The 19,514-nt window shown below is 49.2% G+C and carries 19 protein-coding genes; 12 read left to right on the top strand and 7 right to left on the bottom strand.

Features of this window, described 5'->3' with window-relative positions; genetic code table 11:
* Positions 1-10: 10 nt before the first annotated feature.
* Entirely contained in the window at positions 11-748 is a 738-nt protein-coding gene (gene pgeF, locus M0R47_RS11110) for a peptidoglycan editing factor PgeF (protein WP_292554474.1), read from the top strand.
* A gap of 4 nt (positions 749-752) precedes the next feature.
* Positions 753-1,577, top strand: a complete 825-nt coding sequence (locus tag M0R47_RS11105) for a ZIP family metal transporter (RefSeq protein ID WP_292554472.1) — start codon at positions 753-755, stop codon at positions 1,575-1,577.
* A 118-nt stretch (positions 1,578-1,695) separates the two neighbouring features.
* Here M0R47_RS11105 and M0R47_RS11100 read toward each other — a convergent pair whose 3' ends face one another.
* On the bottom strand, positions 1,696-3,330 hold the full coding sequence (locus tag M0R47_RS11100) for an alpha-D-glucose phosphate-specific phosphoglucomutase (protein WP_292554469.1): 1,635 nt from the start codon (positions 3,328-3,330) through the stop codon (positions 1,696-1,698).
* 70 nt (positions 3,331-3,400) lie between these two features.
* On the opposite strand from M0R47_RS11100, the gene M0R47_RS11095 reads away from it, so the two are divergent.
* The 5 genes from M0R47_RS11095 (at position 3,401) to lspA (ending at position 8,795) form a co-directional block, all read left to right on the top strand.
* On the top strand, positions 3,401-3,943 hold the full coding sequence (locus tag M0R47_RS11095) for a L,D-transpeptidase (protein WP_292554468.1): 543 nt from the start codon (positions 3,401-3,403) through the stop codon (positions 3,941-3,943).
* Between the two features lie 83 nt (positions 3,944-4,026).
* Positions 4,027-4,305 carry an Lpp/OprI family alanine-zipper lipoprotein gene (locus tag M0R47_RS11090; RefSeq protein ID WP_292554465.1) on the top strand — a complete coding sequence of 93 codons (279 nt, stop codon included), beginning with the start codon at positions 4,027-4,029 and terminating at the stop codon, positions 4,303-4,305.
* Between the two features lie 140 nt (positions 4,306-4,445).
* Entirely contained in the window at positions 4,446-5,423 is a 978-nt protein-coding gene (gene ribF / locus M0R47_RS11085; protein WP_292554462.1) for a bifunctional riboflavin kinase/FAD synthetase, read from the top strand.
* A gap of 59 nt (positions 5,424-5,482) precedes the next feature.
* Positions 5,483-8,314 carry an isoleucine--tRNA ligase gene (ileS, locus tag M0R47_RS11080; protein WP_292554459.1) on the top strand — a complete coding sequence of 944 codons (2,832 nt, stop codon included), beginning with the start codon at positions 5,483-5,485 and terminating at the stop codon, positions 8,312-8,314.
* A gap of 7 nt (positions 8,315-8,321) precedes the next feature.
* Positions 8,322-8,795: a signal peptidase II gene (lspA, locus tag M0R47_RS11075; protein ID WP_292554552.1), complete on the top strand. Its 474-nt coding sequence runs from the start codon at positions 8,322-8,324 to the stop codon at positions 8,793-8,795.
* A gap of 85 nt (positions 8,796-8,880) precedes the next feature.
* Here lspA and ampD read toward each other — a convergent pair whose 3' ends face one another.
* Positions 8,881-9,423 carry a 1,6-anhydro-N-acetylmuramyl-L-alanine amidase AmpD gene (ampD, locus tag M0R47_RS11070; protein ID WP_292554457.1) on the bottom strand — a complete coding sequence of 181 codons (543 nt, stop codon included), beginning with the start codon at positions 9,421-9,423 and terminating at the stop codon, positions 8,881-8,883.
* Between the two features lie 91 nt (positions 9,424-9,514).
* Here ampD and M0R47_RS11065 point away from each other — a divergent pair, with 91 nt between their 5' ends.
* The 3 genes from M0R47_RS11065 to M0R47_RS11055 are packed head-to-tail and all read left to right on the top strand — an operon-like array spanning position 9,515 to position 12,928.
* A complete protein-coding gene (locus tag M0R47_RS11065; protein ID WP_292554454.1) occupies positions 9,515-11,623 on the top strand; it encodes a DUF1631 family protein in 2,109 nt (702 codons plus the stop codon).
* Positions 11,620-12,447 (top strand): carboxylating nicotinate-nucleotide diphosphorylase, encoded by an 828-nt coding sequence (gene nadC, locus M0R47_RS11060; RefSeq protein WP_292554451.1) that lies wholly within the window; start codon positions 11,620-11,622, stop codon positions 12,445-12,447. Before M0R47_RS11065 ends, nadC begins: the two co-directional genes overlap by 4 nt.
* Before the next feature lies 1 nt (position 12,448).
* A complete protein-coding gene (locus M0R47_RS11055; RefSeq protein ID WP_292554448.1) occupies positions 12,449-12,928 on the top strand; it encodes a flavin reductase family protein in 480 nt (159 codons plus the stop codon).
* Between the two features lie 70 nt (positions 12,929-12,998).
* Here M0R47_RS11055 and M0R47_RS11050 read toward each other — a convergent pair whose 3' ends face one another.
* From M0R47_RS11050 to M0R47_RS11040, 3 genes are read right to left on the bottom strand one after another with little or no spacing between them, the layout of a single operon-like run.
* A complete protein-coding gene (locus tag M0R47_RS11050; RefSeq protein ID WP_292554446.1) occupies positions 12,999-14,396 on the bottom strand; it encodes an FAD-linked oxidase C-terminal domain-containing protein in 1,398 nt (465 codons plus the stop codon).
* Positions 14,389-14,961: a BON domain-containing protein gene (locus tag M0R47_RS11045; protein WP_292554444.1), complete on the bottom strand. Its 573-nt coding sequence runs from the start codon at positions 14,959-14,961 to the stop codon at positions 14,389-14,391. The genes M0R47_RS11050 and M0R47_RS11045 overlap by 8 nt, the downstream gene beginning before the upstream one ends.
* A gap of 3 nt (positions 14,962-14,964) precedes the next feature.
* Positions 14,965-15,552 (bottom strand): SIS domain-containing protein, encoded by a 588-nt coding sequence (locus M0R47_RS11040; protein WP_292554442.1) that lies wholly within the window; start codon positions 15,550-15,552, stop codon positions 14,965-14,967.
* Between the two features lie 459 nt (positions 15,553-16,011).
* Here M0R47_RS11040 and M0R47_RS21925 point away from each other — a divergent pair, with 459 nt between their 5' ends.
* Positions 16,012-16,104: a hypothetical protein gene (locus M0R47_RS21925; RefSeq protein WP_366513201.1), complete on the top strand. Its 93-nt coding sequence runs from the start codon at positions 16,012-16,014 to the stop codon at positions 16,102-16,104.
* Between the two features lie 104 nt (positions 16,105-16,208).
* Here the strand turns inward: M0R47_RS21925 and M0R47_RS11035 are convergent, their stop codons facing one another.
* Both M0R47_RS11035 and M0R47_RS11030 read right to left on the bottom strand, forming a co-directional pair.
* Positions 16,209-16,574 carry a YraN family protein gene (locus M0R47_RS11035; protein WP_292554439.1) on the bottom strand — a complete coding sequence of 122 codons (366 nt, stop codon included), beginning with the start codon at positions 16,572-16,574 and terminating at the stop codon, positions 16,209-16,211.
* A complete protein-coding gene (locus tag M0R47_RS11030; RefSeq protein WP_292554437.1) occupies positions 16,561-18,423 on the bottom strand; it encodes a penicillin-binding protein activator in 1,863 nt (620 codons plus the stop codon). The genes M0R47_RS11035 and M0R47_RS11030 overlap by 14 nt, the downstream gene beginning before the upstream one ends.
* A gap of 30 nt (positions 18,424-18,453) precedes the next feature.
* Here M0R47_RS11030 and rsmI point away from each other — a divergent pair, with 30 nt between their 5' ends.
* Positions 18,454-19,314: a 16S rRNA (cytidine(1402)-2'-O)-methyltransferase gene (gene rsmI / locus M0R47_RS11025; RefSeq protein WP_292554434.1), complete on the top strand. Its 861-nt coding sequence runs from the start codon at positions 18,454-18,456 to the stop codon at positions 19,312-19,314.
* Positions 19,315-19,514 lie beyond the last annotated feature (200 nt).

Here is a 19,514-nt window from a genome sequence, read left to right as displayed (position 1 = left end):
TACGAAACTTATGCCCTCTGGGTATAAACACTGGCTGACACCGAGCTGGCCTGCGCCGGCCAATGTTCACGCGGCGACTACATTGCGTACCGGCGGGGTCAGTTGCGGGGCTTATGCCAGTCTGAATCCGGCCATGCATGTAGGCGATGACGCTGATCTGGTTAAGCAAAATCGGCGGACTATTAAGGAATTGCTGGGTTTGCCTGGCGACCCGGTTTGGCTGGAGCAAATCCACAGCAATCGTGCAGTGCAGGCGATAGCAACCGAACCCTTGCAGCAAGCCGATGCCAGCTATGCGACTGAGTCCGGAGTTGTCTGTGCGGTGCTAACGGCGGACTGTTTGCCACTGCTGGTTTGCGCGACCGACGGAAGTGAGGTGGCCGCTATTCATGCAGGCTGGCGAGGCTTGCTGGCAGGGGTGATCGGCAATACGCTGACGGCAATGCAAAACAGCGATTTTCTGGTTTGGCTGGGGCCTGCAATCGGCCCGGACTGTTTTGAAGTCGGCGCTGAAGTGCGTAATGCTTTTCTGGAAAAATCGGCTGCATTCCTGACGGCCTTTAAACAAAAGAGCAACGGTAAGTGGCTGGCGGACATTTATCAGTTGGCTCGAACCGATCTGGCTATGCGGGGTATCGATAAGGTTTACGGTGGCGGTTTTTGTACAGTCACCGAACAGGAGCGCTTTTATTCCTATCGTCGGGATAAGCAAACAGGGCGTATGGCTACGCTAATTTGGAGAGAATAAAGTAGTGGATTTACTGGTATTAATTATCATCTTTACAGCGGTTGGCGGCGTGCTAAGCGTTATGGCTGCCGCAGTTTTTCTATTGCTGTCTGAACAGCGCAGGGCCGCGGTATTGCCGCACGGGATCAGTTTTGCGATTGGCGCATTATTGGCGGTTGCCTTTTGGGGTTTGATCCCCGAAGCCTTCTCAGAAGTCAAACCTGAGCAGTTTCAATCATTATCCGGGACAATTTTGGCGGGTGTGCTCGGTTTTTTCGTGCTGGAAAAGTTGTTGATTTGGCGCCATTGTCATTCCGGCAACTGCGAGGCGCATGGCGATGAAGAGGATCACGGACATGCTCACGGGCATAGCCACAGCCACGGTATAGCCAAGTCGGCCGGCGCATTGATTGTTCTTGGAGACGGCATCCATAATTTTGTTGATGGGGTTTTAATCGCTGCCGCGTTTTTGACCGATGCGCATTTGGGCATAGTGACCAGTTTGGCTGTTGCCGCGCATGAAATTCCCCAGGAAGTCGGCGATTTTGCGATCTTGCTGCACAGCGGCTACTCCAAAAGCAAAGCGCTTTTCTACAACGTGCTTGCCAGCTTAGCCACGGTTTTGGGCGGTGTGCTGGCGTATTTCGGTTTGGCGGATTTGCATGACAGCTTGCCGTATTTTCTGGCGTTGGCGGCCTCAAGCTTTATCTATATCGCTGTAGCCGATTTGATCCCGTCATTGCACAAAAAGACCGACATGAAGACGTCATTGCAGCAGATTGCGCTGATTGCTATGGGGGTGTTGTTGATCTGTTCATTGCACGGCATTGCTCATAATATTGAGGTTTAGCCGAAAGGTTTTTTGCTCAATACTAAGCAGGTTAATTCACCACGAAGATGCGAAGAAAAAGTTTAGATAAAAACTTCGTGTCCTTCGTGTCTTCGTGGTGAATATTCATATCAGATCATTAAGTGGTCACGTTAGGCTCAATCCTGCCCGTACGTTTTTTAACTTCACAAAACTGTTCGGCAAGGTCGATCAACTCAGCTAAGGCTGCTTGGGCATCCTGATCATGTTTGGAGGCATCCGCCTCAAAGCGCTCCAGGTAAATCCTTAAGGTTGCTCCGACGGTTCCGGTTCCGGATAAACGGAAAATTATGCGAGAACCGTTCTCAAAGCCGATGCGTATGCCTTGGTTGCTGCTGACGCTGCCGTCGACTGAGTCTTCGTAACTGAATTCATCGGCATATTTAACCGTATATTCGCCGAAAGTTTGCCCCTGCAATGTTGGTAACAGGCTACGCAGGTGCTCGACAATACCGTTGGCAATATCCATATCCACGGCTTCGTAGTCATGCCGGCAATATATATCCCGGCCGAATTTTTGCCAGTGTTCATGCACAATATCCGCAACAGACTGGCGTTTTCTGGCGATTAAGTTCAGCCAAAACAGCACCGCCCATAAACCGTCTTTTTCGCGGACATGATCCGAGCCGGTACCGAAACTTTCTTCCCCGCATAAGGTGATTTTGCCAGCATCGAGAAGATTGCCGAAAAATTTCCAGCCGGTCGGCGTTTCGTAGCAGGGAATGTTGTAGCGAACTGCAACCCGGTCAACCGCCTGGCTGGTGGGCATGGAACGAGCCACGCCGCGTAAGCCTTGGGCATAAGCCGGAATTAAATGCGCGTTGGCTGCCATAATGGCCAGGCTGTCGCTAGGCGTTACGAAAAAGTTGCTGCCGGTGATCATGTTGCGGTCGCCGTCGCCGTCGGATGCTGCGCCAAAAACCGGGGCTGCCGGGCTGAACATGCGTTCGGCAAGTTCCTGGGCATGTGCTAAATTGGGGTCGGGGTGATGGCCGCCGAAATCTTCCAACGGTTCGGCATTGATGATCGAATCCGGCGTAGCGCCCAACATATCTACCAATATTCTTTTTGCATAAGGGCCGGTAATGGCATGCATCGCATCGAAAAGCAGCGAGATGTAACCAGAGCTGATGCTTTGCTTGAGTAAGTTGAAGTCGAAAATCGACTGCATCAGCTCCGCATAATCAGTGACCGGATCGATGATAGTGATGGTGAGGCCGTCTATTTGTTGAGTGCCGATGCGATCCAGGTCTATATCTTCGATTTGGGCTATTTTGTAACTGTCGATGGTAAGGCTGCGCTGATAAAACGCGTTGGTGTACTTTTCTGGGGCAGGTCCGCCATTGCCGACATTGTATTTAATACCGAAATCTTCGTCAGGCCCGCCGGGATTGTGGCTGGCGGAAAGGATCAGGCCGCCGAAGGCATTATTTTTTCTTATGATATGTGATGCCGCCGGGGTAGACAACAGCCCACCTTGACCTATAATAAGTTCACCGAAACCGTTGGCTGCGGCCATTTTGATAATGGTTTGTATGGCCGGTCTATTAAAATACCGGCCGTCCCCGCCCAGTACCAGCGTTTTTCCGGTAAAGTCATGCAAAGAATCGAAAATTGACTGAACAAAATTTTCCAAATAACCGGATTGTTGAAATACTTTAACTTTTTTTCTGAGCCCTGATGTGCCCGGGTTTTGGTCGTGGTATGGATGCGTTGTGATGGTTTCTATTTGCATGCGGGATCCTTTCAATAATTAACTTAATAACTAACGTACACCAAAATTCTTAATCTATTGTAGATCATTTATGCCGCGAATATATTTATTGCTGTGTTGTAGTTTGTTTTCTCTTTCCGTAGCCGCGGATGATGATGTTTGGCTTTTAGTTGACACGAAAGCGCTCACCATTGAAGTAAAAAAAGGCCAGCAGACGCTTGAGACCATAAATGATATTGCTATTGGTCGGGGCGGTGCCGGATTTAAAAGCCATCAGGGTGATAACGTTACGCCTTATGGAGATTACAGGATAGGTTGGGTCGGCCAGAGCAGTTCTTTTCGAAAATTTTTCGGTTTAACTTATCCCTCCGCAGAGGATGCCCAAAAGGCTTTGCAAGAAGGCGTTATTAATCAGGTAGCCTATAACAGCATTATAAATGCTCATCGCTTCCATCAAGTGCCGCCGCAAAATACACCTTTAGGGGGGCGAATCGGCATTCATGGCCTAGGAAGAGCGGATGAAAAAATTCATAAATCGATGAACTGGACACATGGCTGTATCGCGCTAACTAACGGCCAGATTGATCATTTAAGTCATTGGCTGGATAAAGGGATGGTAGTAAGAATAAAATAAAACTGGAAAATAATTTAAAAACAGTGCAGAATTAAAGCTAGTAAGCGTTTTTTGTTGTAATCACTTTAAGAAGGAAAAATAATATGAAAAAAGTAATGAAATTATCAATGGTTGCTCTGGTTGCTAGCTTGGTTGTTGGTTGTGCAAGCACTTCAGATGTTGAAAACTTACAATCACAAGTTGACGGCTTGAAAACTTCTGTAGCACAAGCATCTGCTGACGCTGCTAGTGCAAAAAGCGCTGCTGATTCTGCTTCTTCACAAGCTGCTTCTGCTGAAGCTGCTGCTAACCGTGCAGCTCAATACGCTCAAGACACAAACAGCAAATTGGACAGCATGTTCAAAAAATCAATGATGAAATAAATCATCTCTGATTTGAGAATAAAAAGCCCGGTGGGATTTCCACCGGGCTTTTTTTTTGAGTGTAGTATTCAGTGATCATGATTTGGAACCAAGTCATGCGTGCACATGGTAGAATAAAGGTTTTTTAATTCATCACATTCATGCGTCTAATTAGGGGATTATCTCACTTAGAACCGTTAGTCGACGGTTGTGTATTGACGATTGGAAATTTTGACGGCTTGCATTTAGGGCATAAAGCGGTGATAGAAAAGCTGGCTGAGCGAGGCAAGGCACTAACGATACCTGTTGTTGCCATGACTTTTGAGCCTCAGCCGCTGGAGTATTTTCTGGGAGAAAATGCGCCGTCACGGCTGATGCGCCTGCGCGAAAAAGTGCTCCGGTTTTGTAGATTGCCCGTTGATGATTTATTGATAGTGCGATTTAATCAATACCTTGCCGACTATGATGCTGAGCAGTTTATTGAGGATGTTTTAGTAAAGAAATTAAATATAAAGCATCTGGTAGTTGGTGATGATTTTCATTTTGGTAAGGCTAGGCGCGGCAATTTTGCGATGCTCAAGGACAAGGGCAAGCTATTCGGTTTTGATGTTGAAGACACCGGGTCTTACCAAATAGACGGGCTTCGGGTCAGCAGCACCTTGATCAGGGATGCATTGGGCAGCGGTGATTTGGCTCTGGCTGAAAAAATGCTGGGTTGCTGCTATTCTGTTTGCGGACGTGTGGCGCATGGCGATAAACGCGGAAGAACCATCGGCTATCCCACCGCCAATATACAGATGTTTAGAAGAAATACCCCGGTTAATGGCGTGTTTGCTGTGACTATGACCGGTATTGACGGTCGCGAGATTGAAGGCGTTGCGAATGTAGGCACCCGGCCTACAGTTGATGGTAGTTCAAAGGTTATATTGGAAGCGCACTTATTTGATTTTGATAAAGAAATTTACGGGCGTTATGTGGAAGTACATTTCAAACAAAAGATCAGGGATGAAATGCGTTTTCAGTCATTAGATGAGCTTAAAGCTCAGATTGTAAAAGATGTGGCTGAGGCCAAAGCTGCGCTTTGCTCCCGGCACGATTGCAACACATACCTTCCTGGTGATCGCCGCGCAGGTTCCTGACTGGCTAGCGGTATATGCGCCATCCCTGGTGATAGAGATTTTTGCCGAGTTTAATTGTTATGACGATGGATTATAAAAAAACACTGAATTTACCCAACACTGCATTTCCAATGAAGGGCAATCTGGCTCAGCGTGAGCCGGAGCGATTGAAAAAATGGAACGAAGCGGACCTGTATAAGAAAATCAGGCAGGAATTCGCTGGAAGGCCCAAGTTTATCCTGCACGACGGCCCTCCGTATGCCAATGGCGAAATTCATATCGGCCATGCGGTTAATAAGGTGTTAAAAGACTTTATCATTAAATCCAAATCGTTAAGCGGTTTCGATGCGCCTTATGTGCCGGGCTGGGATTGTCACGGCTTGCCGATTGAATTACAGGTAGAGAAGAAAATCGGTAAAGCCGGGGTTAAAGTTTCCCCCGCCGTTTTTCGCAAAGCTTGCCGCGAATATGCCGGAAAACAAGTCAATATACAAAAAGAGGCCTTTATTCGGCTGGGCATTTTAGGCGACTGGGAGCATCCGTACTTAACGATGGATTTTGCGTTTGAAGCAGACATCGTGCGTTCATTGGGTAAAATCAACCAGAATGGCCATATAGCAAAAGGCGCCAAGCCCGTGCATTGGTGCACTGATTGCGGCTCGGCGCTGGCTGAAGCGGAAGTTGAGTATGAAGATAAGCACTCGCCTGCGGTCGATGTGCGTTTTCAGGTCGTTGATGAAGCCGGATTTTTGAGCCATTGCCATCATGTGCCTGAGCATGATGGTTCCGGGCCGTTGTCGGTCGTCATCTGGACGACCACGCCGTGGACTTTGCCGGCAAACCAAGGCGTTGCATTAAATCCCGATCTTGAATACGCCGTAGTGCAATGCGAAAAAGACGGCAACAAAGAGCGTCTGGTCGTTGCGGAAGCCCTGCTTAAAGATGCGATGTTGCGTTACGACATTGAGAACTATCATGTGATTGCCTACTGCAAAGGCGCGGCGCTGGAGCGTCAGTTGTTGCAACACCCTTTTTATGATCGGCAAGTGCCGATCATTTTGGGCGACCATGTTACCACCGAGGCCGGTACCGGTGCGGTGCATACGGCGCCGGGACATGGCCAGGACGATTATGTGGTCGGCCTGAAATACGGCTTGCCGGTTGATAATCCGGTCGGCAATGACGGCGTTTTTCTGCCGAACACAGAAATCTTTGCCGGTGAACATGTGTTCAGCGCCAATGACCATGTATTGGAAGTGCTTGAGCAGCAAGGCAAACTACTGCATCACGTCGCAATACTGCACAGCTATCCGCATTGCTGGCGGCATAAAACCCCGATTATTTTCCGGGCCACGCCGCAGTGGTTCATCTCGATGGATAAAAATAAACTGCGCGAGCAGGCGCTGAGTGAAGTCAAGCGTGTCGCCTGGATTCCCGAATGGGGCCAAGCGCGCATCGAAAGCATGATGGAAGGCCGACCTGATTGGTGCATCTCCCGTCAGCGCACTTGGGGCGTACCGATCACGTTCTTTGTCCACAAAGAAACCGGCGAATTGCATCCGCACACGGCCGAATTGGTCGAGCAAGTGGCCCAGCGCATCGAACAACAAGGCATAGAAGCCTGGTTTGAGCTGGACGCAGCTGAATTATTAGGCGATGAAGCCGAGCATTACGAAAAAATGACCGATACCCTGGATGTCTGGTTCGATTCCGGCGTGACCCATGCCTGCGTCTTGGAAAAGCGCGAACAGCTGCATTTTCCGGCCGATTTGTATCTGGAAGGCTCCGACCAGCATCGCGGCTGGTTCCAGTCATCATTGCTGGCCTCGGTTGCAATGAATGAAGTTGCGCCTTACAAGGCGGTGTTGACGCACGGGTTTACCGTCGATGCCGACGGCAAAAAAATGTCCAAGTCAAAAGGCAATGTGGTTGCCCCGCAATCGGTCATGAAGGACCTGGGCGCGGATGTGTTGCGCTTATGGGTTGCGTCGACGGATTATCGCGGCGAAATGTCTGTGTCGGATGAAATTTTAAGGCGTACTTCGGATGGCTACAGGCGTCTTAGAAATACCGCGCGATTTTTATTGTCCAACCTGGATGATTTCGACCCTGCGCAACATGCGGTTGAAACTAAAGATTTGCTCGCTCTGGATCGCTGGGTTATGGACAGGGCATTCACGTTGCAGGAAGAAGTCAAAACCGCTTACGAAACGTATCAGTTCCAGCATATCTACCAGAAAGTGCATCATTTTTGCGTGATCGATTTGGGCGGATTTTATCTGGATATCATCAAGGATCGTCAATACACTGCAAAGGCCGACGGCTTGGCGCGGCGTTCGGCGCAAACAGCTATGTATCATGTGCTGGAAGCGCTGACACGTTGGCTGGCACCGATCATCAGCTATACTGCTGATGAAATCTGGCAATACATGCCGGGTCAACGTAGCGAATCGGTGTTTTTGGAAACCTGGTATCAGGGGCTGGTCAAGCTGGATGACAATGCGGCATTGAATCGCGAGTTCTGGCAAAAAGTCATGACTGTCCGCGCTGCTGTCGGCAAAGAACTGGAAAAAAGCCGAGCCAAGGGCGATATCGGTTCCTCGCTGAATGCGGAACTTGAACTGTTCTGTAATGCCGAGTTTTTTGGTGCCTTAAGCCAGTTGTCGGATGAATTACGATTTATATTCATTACCTCCAACGCCACGGTCATGGCTGAACAAAATGCTCCTGAGCAAGCGATTCAGGCGGAAGTTGAAGGCGTTAAATTAAACGTCGTCGTTTCAGAGCACGGTAAATGTGTGCGTTGCTGGCACCAGCGGCCCGATGTGGGGCAACAGGCGGAGCATCCCGAACTGTGCGGCCGTTGCGTCGAGAACGTAGCGGGCGAAGGCGAACACAGACACTATGCGTAGTTTTGTTATGTTGAAATGGTTATGGCTGTCGTTGCTGGCGGTAATTCTGGATCAAGCCAGCAAGCTTGCGATAGCGGGCAGTATGCAGCTTTACGAATCCATTGAGATCATGCCGTTTTTTAAGCTGACTTATGTGCACAATACCGGCGCGGCTTTCAGCTTCTTAAGCGAAGCCGGTGGTTGGCAGCGCTGGCTTTTTGCCGGATTGGCGGTGGCGATCAGTACGGCCATTGCGGTTTGGCTGACTCGATTGAAAAAGCATGAGACTTTGTTGGCGGTGGCCTTGGCGTTGATTCTGGGCGGTGCTGTCGGCAATTTGATCGATCGGCTGGCTTACGGCTATGTGATCGACTTTCTGGATGTTTATTATGCGTCCTGGCACTGGCCCGCTTTTAATATCGCGGACTCCGCTATTACCTTGGGTGTGGTTTTAATGCTGCTGGAGTCATTTGGTCTGGGGCATTCGAAAGAGCCTATTTAACAAAACTTAAAAGATTCTCACCACGAAGGACACGAAGAAATAAACTTCGTGTCCTTCGTGGTGAAAAAGTCATTTGTGGATAAGGCTATTTCAACAGTTCTCCAAGCCTCTGCCAGTCAAAAGATGCGCCTGGGTCGGTTTTTCGTCCAGGCGCAATATCACTATGCCCTGTAATGCGTTTCGTCGACAGCTTGGGGTAAGTTTCAAGCAAGGCACGAGTAATCGTAGCCAGTTGTTGGTATTGCCTGTCGGTATAGTCGATCGATTCGGTGCCCTCAAGTTCTATGCCAATAGAAAAATCATTACACTGTTCCCGGTCTTCATAGGTTGACTTCCCCGCATGCCACGCGCGTTTGTCGAACGGCACATATTGAACACATTCCCCATCGCGCTTAATCAGTAAATGTGCGGATACGGTAAGTTGATGAATCTCTTGAAAATAAGGATGATCAGCAGGATTGAGCTGATTGCAAAACAACCGGTCTATATGATGATTATCAAATTCGCCGGGCGGAAGGCTGATGCAGTGAATAACCAATAATGAGATATCCGCAGGATCGGGCCTGTCATCAAAGTTAGGTGAAGGAGTTCGGGTAATATCGGTTAACCAGTGCTGGTTTATTTTCATGGTCTAGTTAAAAAGTAAAAGCGGAAACAAAGCACAGTATTCAAAATAAATAGTTCTATTATTAGTCAAAACACTATAGGGATACTAGGCTATGACTAATTTATCTTTTAATAACAGTAGATATACCGCAATGAATAACCGGCAGCAAACAAATTCAGGCTTGGATGAGTCCAATAGAGATGAGCTTTTAGGTAAACTTAAGACGGTTTTTTTTCAGCATTTTAAACAATCGGTCGATGACTGCTGCAGGCGGATTGATGTTGAATTCGGCTTACAGTTGGGCAAAAACCGGGAGAAAATAACTAAAGAACACTACATAAAATCGCTGGAATATCTTCGTGCAGTTCGGGATGATATTGAACACAATTATTTATCCAAAGTTAACCAGAGTTTTGACGGCGATTATCAGAACGCAGTAAATAGTCAGAAAGAGCAATTAGATTTTACTAAAGTCGCACTAGTTAGTGATGATGCGGTAAAAGAAAACTATGCAATTACAGCGATTATTCGCCTGTGCGAGCAAGCATTTCAACAAGAACTGGGCGGCTTGAACAAATATCTTGCAACCCAGCAAGGCAAACAAGTTATTGCTAACAGTCAGAATCCGATGTCTCCGGAAAGATTGGTTCGTGCCTTGGTTGAAGTCGTTAAACCGCTGAGATTGAATGCAAATGGCCGGATTGCGCTGTATAAAGCCTTTGCCGCCCATGTCTTTAACCAGCTCGGATTGATTTATCGTGAGCTGATCAAGGAATGCGAAATCGCCAATTCCAAGCAATTGTATGTAGTGGAAGATATCAAGGAAAGGGTTGAGCCGGCTTATACAAACGCTGAGCAGCCAAGTGCGGCGTTCGAGTTGTTGCAGAAAAAGCTGGAGTTGTGGCGGCTGGCTCATTTTCCTTCTATTTACGATTCAATTTCAGCTACCGGAAGTAGCTTCTACGAGCATTTTGAAATACAAAATGCCTTGCAAGTTCTTCAGTTGGACGGTAATGATTCGGGATCGGGAGAAAAAAAGCAGTCGTTAAAATGGCAGGTGCTCACGAAATTGGAAAAACTGAGTTTTAGCGTGGACGTCAAAAGCTTGGCCAAACATGATGAAGACCTGCTGGATTTGGTCGCGTTAATTTTTGACGAAATAAAGCGGGATAAAGCGCTTGATGACGCGATAAAAGAAACTGTTTTACGGTTGGAAATTCCGATGGCATCGGCCTCTTTGGGGAAATACAGTGTTTTTACAGGCGAAAACAATCCTGTTAGGCAGTTGCTTGACGACTTGTTTGCAGCCGGCATGTTTTTAAATGCCGATGAGCATGATGACCGGTTAATTCAGGAGCGTATCGAAAGCGCAGTTAAAAAGCTGACCAAGAGCAGTGGATTCGAATTTTCCGGCTGGGTGGTAGAAGCGGGTGAGTTTTCGGATTATCTGAACAAGCAAAAACAGCGCACTCAGGATGTCGAAAAAAACTCCAGGCAGTTTATGATCAATAAACAAGCATTGGAGTCGAGCAGGAAAATAGTCCTAATAACGATTGAAAACAGCATAATGGGTAAAGCGCTGCCGGCCACGATAACCGATTTTTTACGTAATGTTTGGGCGAATGTCTTGCAGGCGGCTTATGCAGACAAAGATGAGCAGCCGGAACAGTGGCAAAAATCAGTGCAGGCTATGGATGACCTGATTATAAGCGTCATGCCGCCGGCAGATGACAAAGAAAGAAAGCAGATATTAAAACTGTTGCCGGGATTGATTACAGAATTAAGAAATGGCTTGAAACAGATTTCGTTCGACAAGTCTGCACAGTCGCGTTTTTTTAAGGATCTTGCCATATGGCATATTATTTTGATGGATAAAAAAGAAGCAAAAAAGACGGCTGGCGATATTGTCGCAGATGGTGCTCTATCAGCTAAGGGCGGGCAAACAGATGCCGAAGCAATAGCGGATGTCTTTACGGAGCAGGCTGAACGCCTTGCCGAGGGAAGCTGGGTGGCACTCAGTACGGAATCAGGAAAGAAATGGGGCAAGCTGCTTTGGAAAGGGACGGAAGCGATGCTGTTTGTCAGTAAAAACGGAATAAAAATAGTTGAAATGCAAGCGGCCGATTTTGCAAAAAAGCTGCGCAAAGGGCAGGCCGCTATTGTTAAAATTGATCAAAAAACAGTCACCGAACGAGTGCTTTCAGAATTAATGAGTTTATGACACAACAATCAAGAACGGCAGAAATAAAACCCTTCCTCGAAGAAGACATCGGTTCCGGCGATATAACCGCAGCCATCATTCCTGAATCCATGACCGCTGAAGCCGAGGTTGTTACGCGGGAAAACATGGTGCTTTGCGGCCAACCCTGGTTTGATGCGGTCTTTAAATCCCTGGATGCAAACGTTAATATCAACTGGCTGGCGGCGGAAGGTAAGGCAGTCGGCAAAAATACGCTGTTATGCAAGCTCAGCGGTTCGGCCAGAGGCTTGCTGACCGGCGAACGTACCGCGCTGAATCTGCTGCAAACCTTGTCGGCTACGGCAACCGTTGCCAGGCAATATGCCGATGCGGTTTCCGGTACTCGCTGTAAAGTGTTGGATACCCGCAAAACCATCCCGGGCCTTAGAAACGCGCAAAAATATGCGGTAGCCTGCGGCGGCTGTTATAACCATCGAATCGGTTTATATGACGGAGTCTTGATCAAGGAAAACCATATCACTGCGGCAGGTTCCATAGCTCAGGCTATCCGGGCCGCGCGAGAGTTAACTTCGGTTCCTGTAGAAGTGGAGGTCGAATCGATGCAGGAGTTTCTGGAGGCTGTCGCGGCAAGGCCAGACCGGATCATGCTCGACAATTTCAGCTATGAAGACATGGTCGCGGCGGTCAAATTGAATACCGGCATAGAGCTGGAAGCGTCCGGCAATATCGGCCTGGACAATATCAGGGTAGTTGCCGAAACCGGCGTCGATTACATCTCGATAGGTGCGCTGACCAAGAATGTCCGCGCTGTCGATTTATCGATGCGCATCAAGCTGGTTCACTAACATGATTGAGAATGCGGAAACACTGGTCAAACAGATCAGCCACGGCGTTTATGTAATCGGCGTCGGCAAAGCCGAGCGCCAAAATGCTTTCACTGCGGCCTGGGTGATGCAGGTGTCTTTCGACCCATTATTGCTGGCGATCAGCATTAATCCCAAGCATTATTCCTATCAATTGTTGCAGGAAAGCGGCGTGTGTACGATTAATGTTTTGGGGCAGGGGCAATACGCGGTAGCGGAGCATTTTGGCCGGTCCACTCCAGATAAAATGGCAGGGTTTCAATGGCAGCAAGCCGAAACCGGCGCGCCCATCCTATCCGAAAGTTTGGCTTATTTTGATTGTCAGGTGAGTCATTATGCCGATGCCGGCGATCACAAAATCGCCGTTTGCAAAGTGCTTGCTGTGGCGACGCTTAATCAGGGGCGGCCATTGCTGTACAGCCAGACCGGCGACATGGATGGCAGTAGCGAGCTGTACGGATGATGATTTCACCACAGAGCGGAGCACACAGAGTTTTATTTCTTCGTGTCCTCTGTGTTCTCGGTGGTGAAGTTTAAACCAAAGGAAACATTTTATCCGGGTTTAAGATGCCGTTCGGATCGAATTGGCGCTTGATGTTGCGCATCAGTTCCAAAGAATTCGCATCCAGTTCCCGGTCGACAAAATCCCTTTTTTCCAGGCCCACGCCATGCTCGCCGGACAGTGTGCCGTTCAGCATTAACACCAACGAAAAGATTTCATCCAGACAAGCGTGGGCTTTTTTGCCTTGCTCCGGTTCGTCAGGATCAAGTAGCAAATTCACATGGATATTGCCGTTGCCCGCATGACCGAAGTTGATAATCGGCAAATCGTATTTTTTTGACAGCTCGCCCAGTCCTCCAATTAACGCCGGTATTTCGGTAACCGGCACCACCACATCTTCATTGATTTTTTTCGGCGCCACTTTGCGCAGCGCCGGAGACAGCGCTTTTCGGGTTTGCCAGAGCGCTTTAACTTCAGCGTCGGTTTGAGCCAATCTAATATCCAAAAGGCCATCATTTTTGGCAGCGGCGGCCACTTTTTCAGCGGCTCTGTCCAGGCCTTCCAGTTGACCGTCGACTTCGATCATGAGCATGGCGCCCGCATGTTCGGGCAGATCGGATTCCGAATATTGCCGGATCATGTTGATCGCATTGCCGTCGATGAATTCCAGCGCACAGGGAATGACCGGCTGCGACATGATCGCGGATACCGCTTTGGCGGCATCAAAAACGGAATTGTAGATTGCCCTGAGCGTTTTGGTGGCTTCGGGCAATGGCGTCAGTTTTAATGTCGCCTGGGTAATGATCGCCAGTGTACCTTCCGAGCCGAGTATCAGCCGGGTCAGGTCATAGCCGACCACGCCTTTGCTGGTATGAACGCCGACGCGGATTTCCTTGCCCGCGCCTGTCACCGCGCGCAGACCCAGCGTGTTTTCGCGGGGCGTGCCGTATTTTACTGCCCTGGGTCCTGCGGAGTTATAGGCCAGATTGCCGCCGACGCTACAGAAGGCGGCACTGGTCGGGTCGGGCGGCCAGAAAAAGCCTTTCTCTTTGACGATGTCCTGCACCTGCTGGTTGGTCATGCCCGGTTCGACAATGATGTAGCGATTGTCGGGAGAAAATTCGACCAGCTTGTTCATGCGTTCCAGCGATACGATCAGGCCGCCTTTAAGCGGCGTGGTCGCGCCGGTGGTGCCGGTGCCACGACCCCTGACGGTCAGTGCAACTTGGAAGCGGTTGCAGGTGTTAACGACGTCGACGACTTGTTCATGCGCGGTCGGAAAAACCACGGCTTGAGGCAGTACATGGCGGCGGCTGTTGTCATAGCCGTAAGTCCAGCAGTCTTCAGGCGCGGTTAAAATGGTGTCGCGAGAGAAAATCTCAGTCAGCAAGTTTAGGAAATCGGCAGGTAAGGGGGCAATATTAGTCAAGGTATTCAAAAACCGTAGTGATTTGTTTGATATCGGATTGTTGTCTGGCGGCTTCAATGGCAGCCGCGCCTTCGTTTCTATATACCAGCCCCATCAGGTAAACCGTCCTTTGTTCAGTAATGACTTTTACCCAGGAAGCGTCGAACTCCGGTATTTGGGTAAGCGCTGTTTTTACTTTGCCGGTAATCAGTGCGTCATTGGCACGGAAATTAAAAGGGCTGGGCGAGGCGATAACCAGCTTATTGTGCACCAGTTTTACATTGGGGATAACGCGAACAATGCCGATAATCCGGTCGCGGTATTCTTCCTTGGGCGTCTCGCCGGTGACCAGCACCGCGCCGTTGTAGGCGGTGATATTGAAATGGCATTTGTCACGCAAGTCGTAATAGGCATTCAGCTTGGCGCTGGCATTAGTTTCGATAGCTTCGTCTGCCAAAATAGCATCACGAGTGCGGCGGTCATTTAATAATGAAAGTCCGGTTATTTCCGCTCCGCCCGTCGCAAGCGTCGAACAGCCTGAAATAAGAAGGCTGTGCACCAGCAGCAGTAATAAAAATTTCTTCATGAATCAGCCGCCAAATAATTGATGGTCGATCAAATCGCACAAGCAATGGGTGACTAATGTGTGCACTTCCTGAATGTGAGCGCTGGCATCCGACGGTACCCGGATTTCTATATCGATCTCATTGAGCAGCGGCGCAATCATGCCGCCATTATTGCCGGTCAGGGCGATCACAGTGATGTCTTTGTCGTGTGCCGTGGCAATGGCTTTGGCGATATTGGCCGAATTATGGCCATCGGTGTAAGCGACCAATATGTCGCCGCTTTGTCCCAGGGCCCTGAGCTGCTTGGCGAAGATATCTTCAAAATGATAGTCATTGGCTATCGCGGTGATGGTGGTTGTGTCGGTGGTTAAAGCAATGGCGGGTAAGGAAGGTCGGTCGCGCTCGTACTGGTTAAGCATTGCCGATGACAGGAACTGGGCAATGGCGGCCGAGCGGCCGTTGCCGCAGGTGATTATTTTCTTGTCATTAAGCAGGGTTGCGACCAATCGTTGCGAGGCAAACTCAATGAGTTCGCCGAGGCTGTTCATCGTATCCTGCTGGGTTTGGATGCTGCTATTGAAGTGGTTAATTATGCGATTTTGTAGGCTCATAGCGAAAGATTATAAAGGCTATCATCCGAGCCTGCGAAACTTTTTGACGGATGTTGCGCGCTGTCCACGAAAAGCCCTAAAGGCGCGAGAAAGCTTTATAGCACAATCCGCTCGACTGTTGCGAGACAGGAGTCGAGTAGTCCCCAGAAGCGATAGCACATGTGTTTTCACAAAGCGCTTTTTGCGCAGTGAAAATGCAGGCTTTCCGGCATCGCGTCGAGTCATTGCGAGAATGATGTTGGATACCCCTTGCAGGGTGTTCAACGAAAGAAGCAGGACGGCTGGGGCAGCCGCAGGCATTAGCGGTCGCGTAGTTTTTGCCGCTTGTTGGGCAGGGATGCCCATAAAAACTTTCGCAAAAATAGCGACTCCCCGTCCGAACCTGTAGCCGCGGATGTCAAAACCTTTGCGGTTTGGCGAAACCGTAAGCTGATTTTTCGCAATACGCTGTTGTCGGAAGTGGTTAAGGAACTGGAGCGTTATCATCCCGTGCAGGTGCGTCTTGTCGATCCGTCTCTGAACAGTTTGACGCTTGGAGGGGGTTTTCGATAGCAATGATCTTGAGCGTTTCCTGGCTGCTTTAAAAGCGGTTTTGCCGGTTGAAATTAAGCGCGACAAAAACGGCGATGTGTTGGTCGAACGTCGCCGGTCATGATTTAAAATGCATTTTGTATCCAGTCCATGCGGCCGTTGCCGGACATGGCGATCACGTCAAAGCGAATGGGTCTGTCGGTTTTTTGAGAAGCAAGGTAAACATGCGTTGCCGCTATGATGCGGGATTGTTTGGCGCGGGTGATGCTCTCAACGGCGCTGCCGTATTTGTCGGTTTTTCGAAACCGAACTTCGATAATAACCAGCGTTTGCCGGTCGATCATTATTAAGTCCAGCTCACCCTGTTTGCAGCGAAAATTCCGGCATACCGGTTTGAGTCCCTTGCCGATCAGGAAGTTGTGAGCTTGTTCTTCGGCGCTTTCGCCGCGAATCAAATGGGCCGCTTTGGTCTTGAGCTTAGTAAACAGCATGGTTGGGTGAATTTTCAGTCGCAAAATCGCTTACTTCAGGGTGTCCGTCGATGAATTTGGCGCATATCAGTTTGCGTTTGATGCGTTGGTCGTCGGTCAGCGATAGATTTCCGGTAGCGCCGGGATAAGAGTCTATTTCCAGATTGCTCAGGCGTGTGGCCAGATTGTAGGCGTCAATACCCATCGCAATCAGGCGCAGATAAGCGTTGGGGAATTGCTTCCAGGTTTCTTGCAGCGCATCCATATTAAGTTCACCCTGATAGGCATTGTTGAATAGCCAGGGGGTATCGCAAAAAGTTATTTTATTAAGGTCGGCATCCTGCGACAGGTTGACTTGTCCCGTATAAACGGTAGGCATTGCGTAAACGGGAAGGTCGCCCGCTTGGTAAAACTGGAGCTGGGGATTGATGGCGCGCGCTTCTGAGCTATAGGCGCTTAGCAATATGGCGTCAGCGTCCTGCCGTCTTCGCGGCGTATATTTTACGCCTGGCACCAGGGTAAGGATTTTATTGTAACGTTGTTCGCTTTCATCCAGATTGAGCAGCTTTTGAATGGGGGATGAAAAGTCGGTGCCTTTCGGGTTATAGGTCTGCGTTTCAAGAATAGTGCCCTCCTGGTTTTGCCAGTCTTCCGTCAAGTAATTGGCAATGCGTTTACCCGGCGCATTTTCAGGAATCAATAGCAGCGCTTTTTGGTGGCCGTCCGACCGGGCTTTATGGGTGATTTGTTCGGCATCATCGAGCGGACTAAGGCTAAACTGGTAGAGCTGGTTTTTTTGCAGTCCTGGAATATGATTTAACGCCAACACGGGTATATTAAAGGTGACAGTATCGGCCAAGCTTTGGATCTGCTCCTTAGCTAGCGGGCCGATGACCAACTGGGCGCCTTCTGTGACAGCCTGATTGTATAAGGCTGCTGGGGCCGATTGTGCGCTGTCGTAAAAATGAATGGTGGGCTTGGAATTACTGTCTGCATGATTGTAGGCTGCCATAAACCCTGCACGGATAGCTTTACCGGCTTGAGCGAAAGTTCCTGAGTCGGGCAGCAGCAGTGCGATTGATTTGAGTTGCGAGAGTGCACTTTCCGGCACGCCCTGAGGGTTATCCAAGAAACTCAAGTTGGCAGGATGCGTCGGAAAGGCTGCATGCCATTGGCTTAGCTGAGTATTAAAATCAGGCTGGTTTATATTTCTTAACATGTTGCTTAAGGACATCCAGCCCGCTAAGGTGTCCGTTTGATTGGTCTGTAAGGCGGCGTGAGGCAGCAGGCTTAATGTTTCAAGGATGGCGGCCTGATTTCTTTCTAGGTCGCTGGGAGACGTTAGTAACTGGTGCAGTTCGATCCTGGATTTGACGCTATCTAGCAGGTTGCCTGTTAATGAGTAGGCGAAGGCTTGCGATTGGAAGTACTTGATCTTGTTGTCCGGGCTGAGCTGCTGCGGCTGAATCAGCGCCATGCTTTCGATGGCCTGTTCCGCCTCGCCAAAGCTGAGCAGGAGTTGGGCATAAAGAAGGTTTAGCCAGGGGCGCTGCTCGGGTGATAGCTCGGCAGGGCTAATGGCGTCGGCATCCTGTTTGGCGGTATTGCCATCGCCAGCCAGAATTAAGGATTCGATGGCCTCTAAGCGTTGCCGGTTTTGTTCTTCAGACGATGAGGTTGTGGGATGCTGGTATAATTCAACCATTCGCCCCGGCTGGTCGTTCCTAATTAGGGGTTGCGTTACCAGTGCTTCCTGCTCCTGTGTTGCCCTATCTCCAGTATCTGTAGCGACTGTAGTTGCGCAACCGGAAAAAAGCAATAGGCCGGGAAGCAGGGCATATAATAATGGCGGCTTATATTTGGGTTGCATTTTTTTAGAGGTTTCAAGTGAGTTTATCGAATGTCAAGTGAATGCGGCAAATTATACGTTGTTGCTACTCCGATAGGTAATTTAGCAGATATTACGTTCAGGGCGATTGAAATATTAAAACAGGTCGATCTGATTGCTGCCGAAGATACCCGGCATGTGAAAATGCTGCTACAGCATTACGGCATTAGCAATAAGCTGATCTCGTTGCATCAACATAATGAAGATAAAGCCTCGGCAGGGTTGCTGGAAAAGCTTCGCGAGGGCTTGTCCATTGCGCTGGTTTCCGATGCAGGAACGCCTCTGTTAAGTGATCCGGGCATGCCGCTAGTGAAAATGTTGAAAGACGCCGGGGTCGATGTTGTGCCGGTGCCGGGTGCATGCGCGCTGATCGCCGCATTGTCCGCGTCGGGGTTGCCGATCACGCAGTTTGTATTTGAAGGTTTTTCGCCGAGAACGTCATCGGCGCGCTTAGCCTTTTTTAGCGAAAGATTAATGCGCCCAATAACCTGGGCATTTTATGAGTCCAGTCATCGGGTTCAGGCTTCATTGCAGGATATGGCGGAGGTCTTGCCATTGGACCGGCAGATCGTTATTGCCAGGGAATTGACCAAGTTGCATGAAACTATTGTGAAAACCACTTTGGGCGAAGCGCTTAAGTTGGTTGAGCAAGACGCCAATATGAGAAAAGGCGAGTTTGTGGTTATTGTCGATGGCGCCACTATCGATAAAAAAGAGCCGATTATTACGCCGGAACAAGAAAAAGTATTGAGTGTTTTATTGACTGAGTGCTCTATTAAAACGGCGGTTGCCCTGGCTGTAGAAATTACCGGAGTCAGGAAGAAACTGTTATACCAGGCAGCCTTAGAGCTGGAAAAAGCAAAAGATGCTTAGTTTTTTCGTTAATGCTAATTGGGGTATAATTTTGGTCTGAATTTTGCTTATTAATATAGTCGCCGGATGTCGCATTGCTGCGGATATGTGATACACTACACGCTGAAAGAGTCGGCTGAGCAGTCGCTGTTTTATCGCAAGATAAGATGGAGGAAAGTCCGGGCTCCATTGGGCAGGGTGCCAGGTAACGCCTGGGAGGC

Origin of the sequence: Methylobacter sp. (genome assembly GCF_023227905.1) — a bacterium.
Lineage (GTDB): Bacteria > Pseudomonadota > Gammaproteobacteria > Methylococcales > Methylomonadaceae > Methylobacter_A.
Note: the sequence above shows the minus strand (reverse complement) of the source record. Positions and strands in the feature narration are given on the sequence as shown.

Coding starts and splice junctions, on each gene's coding strand:
- pgeF (WP_292554474.1), top strand. CDS start 11: ATGCCCTCTGGGTATAAACACTGGCTGACACCGAGCTGGCCTGCGCCG.
- M0R47_RS11100 (WP_292554469.1), bottom strand. CDS start 3,330: ATGCAAATAGAAACCATCACAACGCATCCATACCACGACCAAAACCCG.
- M0R47_RS11095 (WP_292554468.1), top strand. CDS start 3,401: ATGCCGCGAATATATTTATTGCTGTGTTGTAGTTTGTTTTCTCTTTCC.
- M0R47_RS11090 (WP_292554465.1), top strand. CDS start 4,027: ATGAAAAAAGTAATGAAATTATCAATGGTTGCTCTGGTTGCTAGCTTG.
- ribF (WP_292554462.1), top strand. CDS start 4,446: ATGCGTCTAATTAGGGGATTATCTCACTTAGAACCGTTAGTCGACGGT.
- ileS (WP_292554459.1), top strand. CDS start 5,483: ATGACGATGGATTATAAAAAAACACTGAATTTACCCAACACTGCATTT.
- lspA (WP_292554552.1), top strand. CDS start 8,322: ATGTTGAAATGGTTATGGCTGTCGTTGCTGGCGGTAATTCTGGATCAA.
- ampD (WP_292554457.1), bottom strand. CDS start 9,423: ATGAAAATAAACCAGCACTGGTTAACCGATATTACCCGAACTCCTTCA.
- M0R47_RS11065 (WP_292554454.1), top strand. CDS start 9,515: ATGACTAATTTATCTTTTAATAACAGTAGATATACCGCAATGAATAAC.
- nadC (WP_292554451.1), top strand. CDS start 11,620: ATGACACAACAATCAAGAACGGCAGAAATAAAACCCTTCCTCGAAGAA.
- M0R47_RS11055 (WP_292554448.1), top strand. CDS start 12,449: ATGATTGAGAATGCGGAAACACTGGTCAAACAGATCAGCCACGGCGTT.
- M0R47_RS11045 (WP_292554444.1), bottom strand. CDS start 14,961: ATGAAGAAATTTTTATTACTGCTGCTGGTGCACAGCCTTCTTATTTCA.
- M0R47_RS11040 (WP_292554442.1), bottom strand. CDS start 15,552: ATGAGCCTACAAAATCGCATAATTAACCACTTCAATAGCAGCATCCAA.
- M0R47_RS11035 (WP_292554439.1), bottom strand. CDS start 16,574: ATGCTGTTTACTAAGCTCAAGACCAAAGCGGCCCATTTGATTCGCGGC.
- M0R47_RS11030 (WP_292554437.1), bottom strand. CDS start 18,423: ATGCAACCCAAATATAAGCCGCCATTATTATATGCCCTGCTTCCCGGC.
- rsmI (WP_292554434.1), top strand. CDS start 18,454: ATGTCAAGTGAATGCGGCAAATTATACGTTGTTGCTACTCCGATAGGT.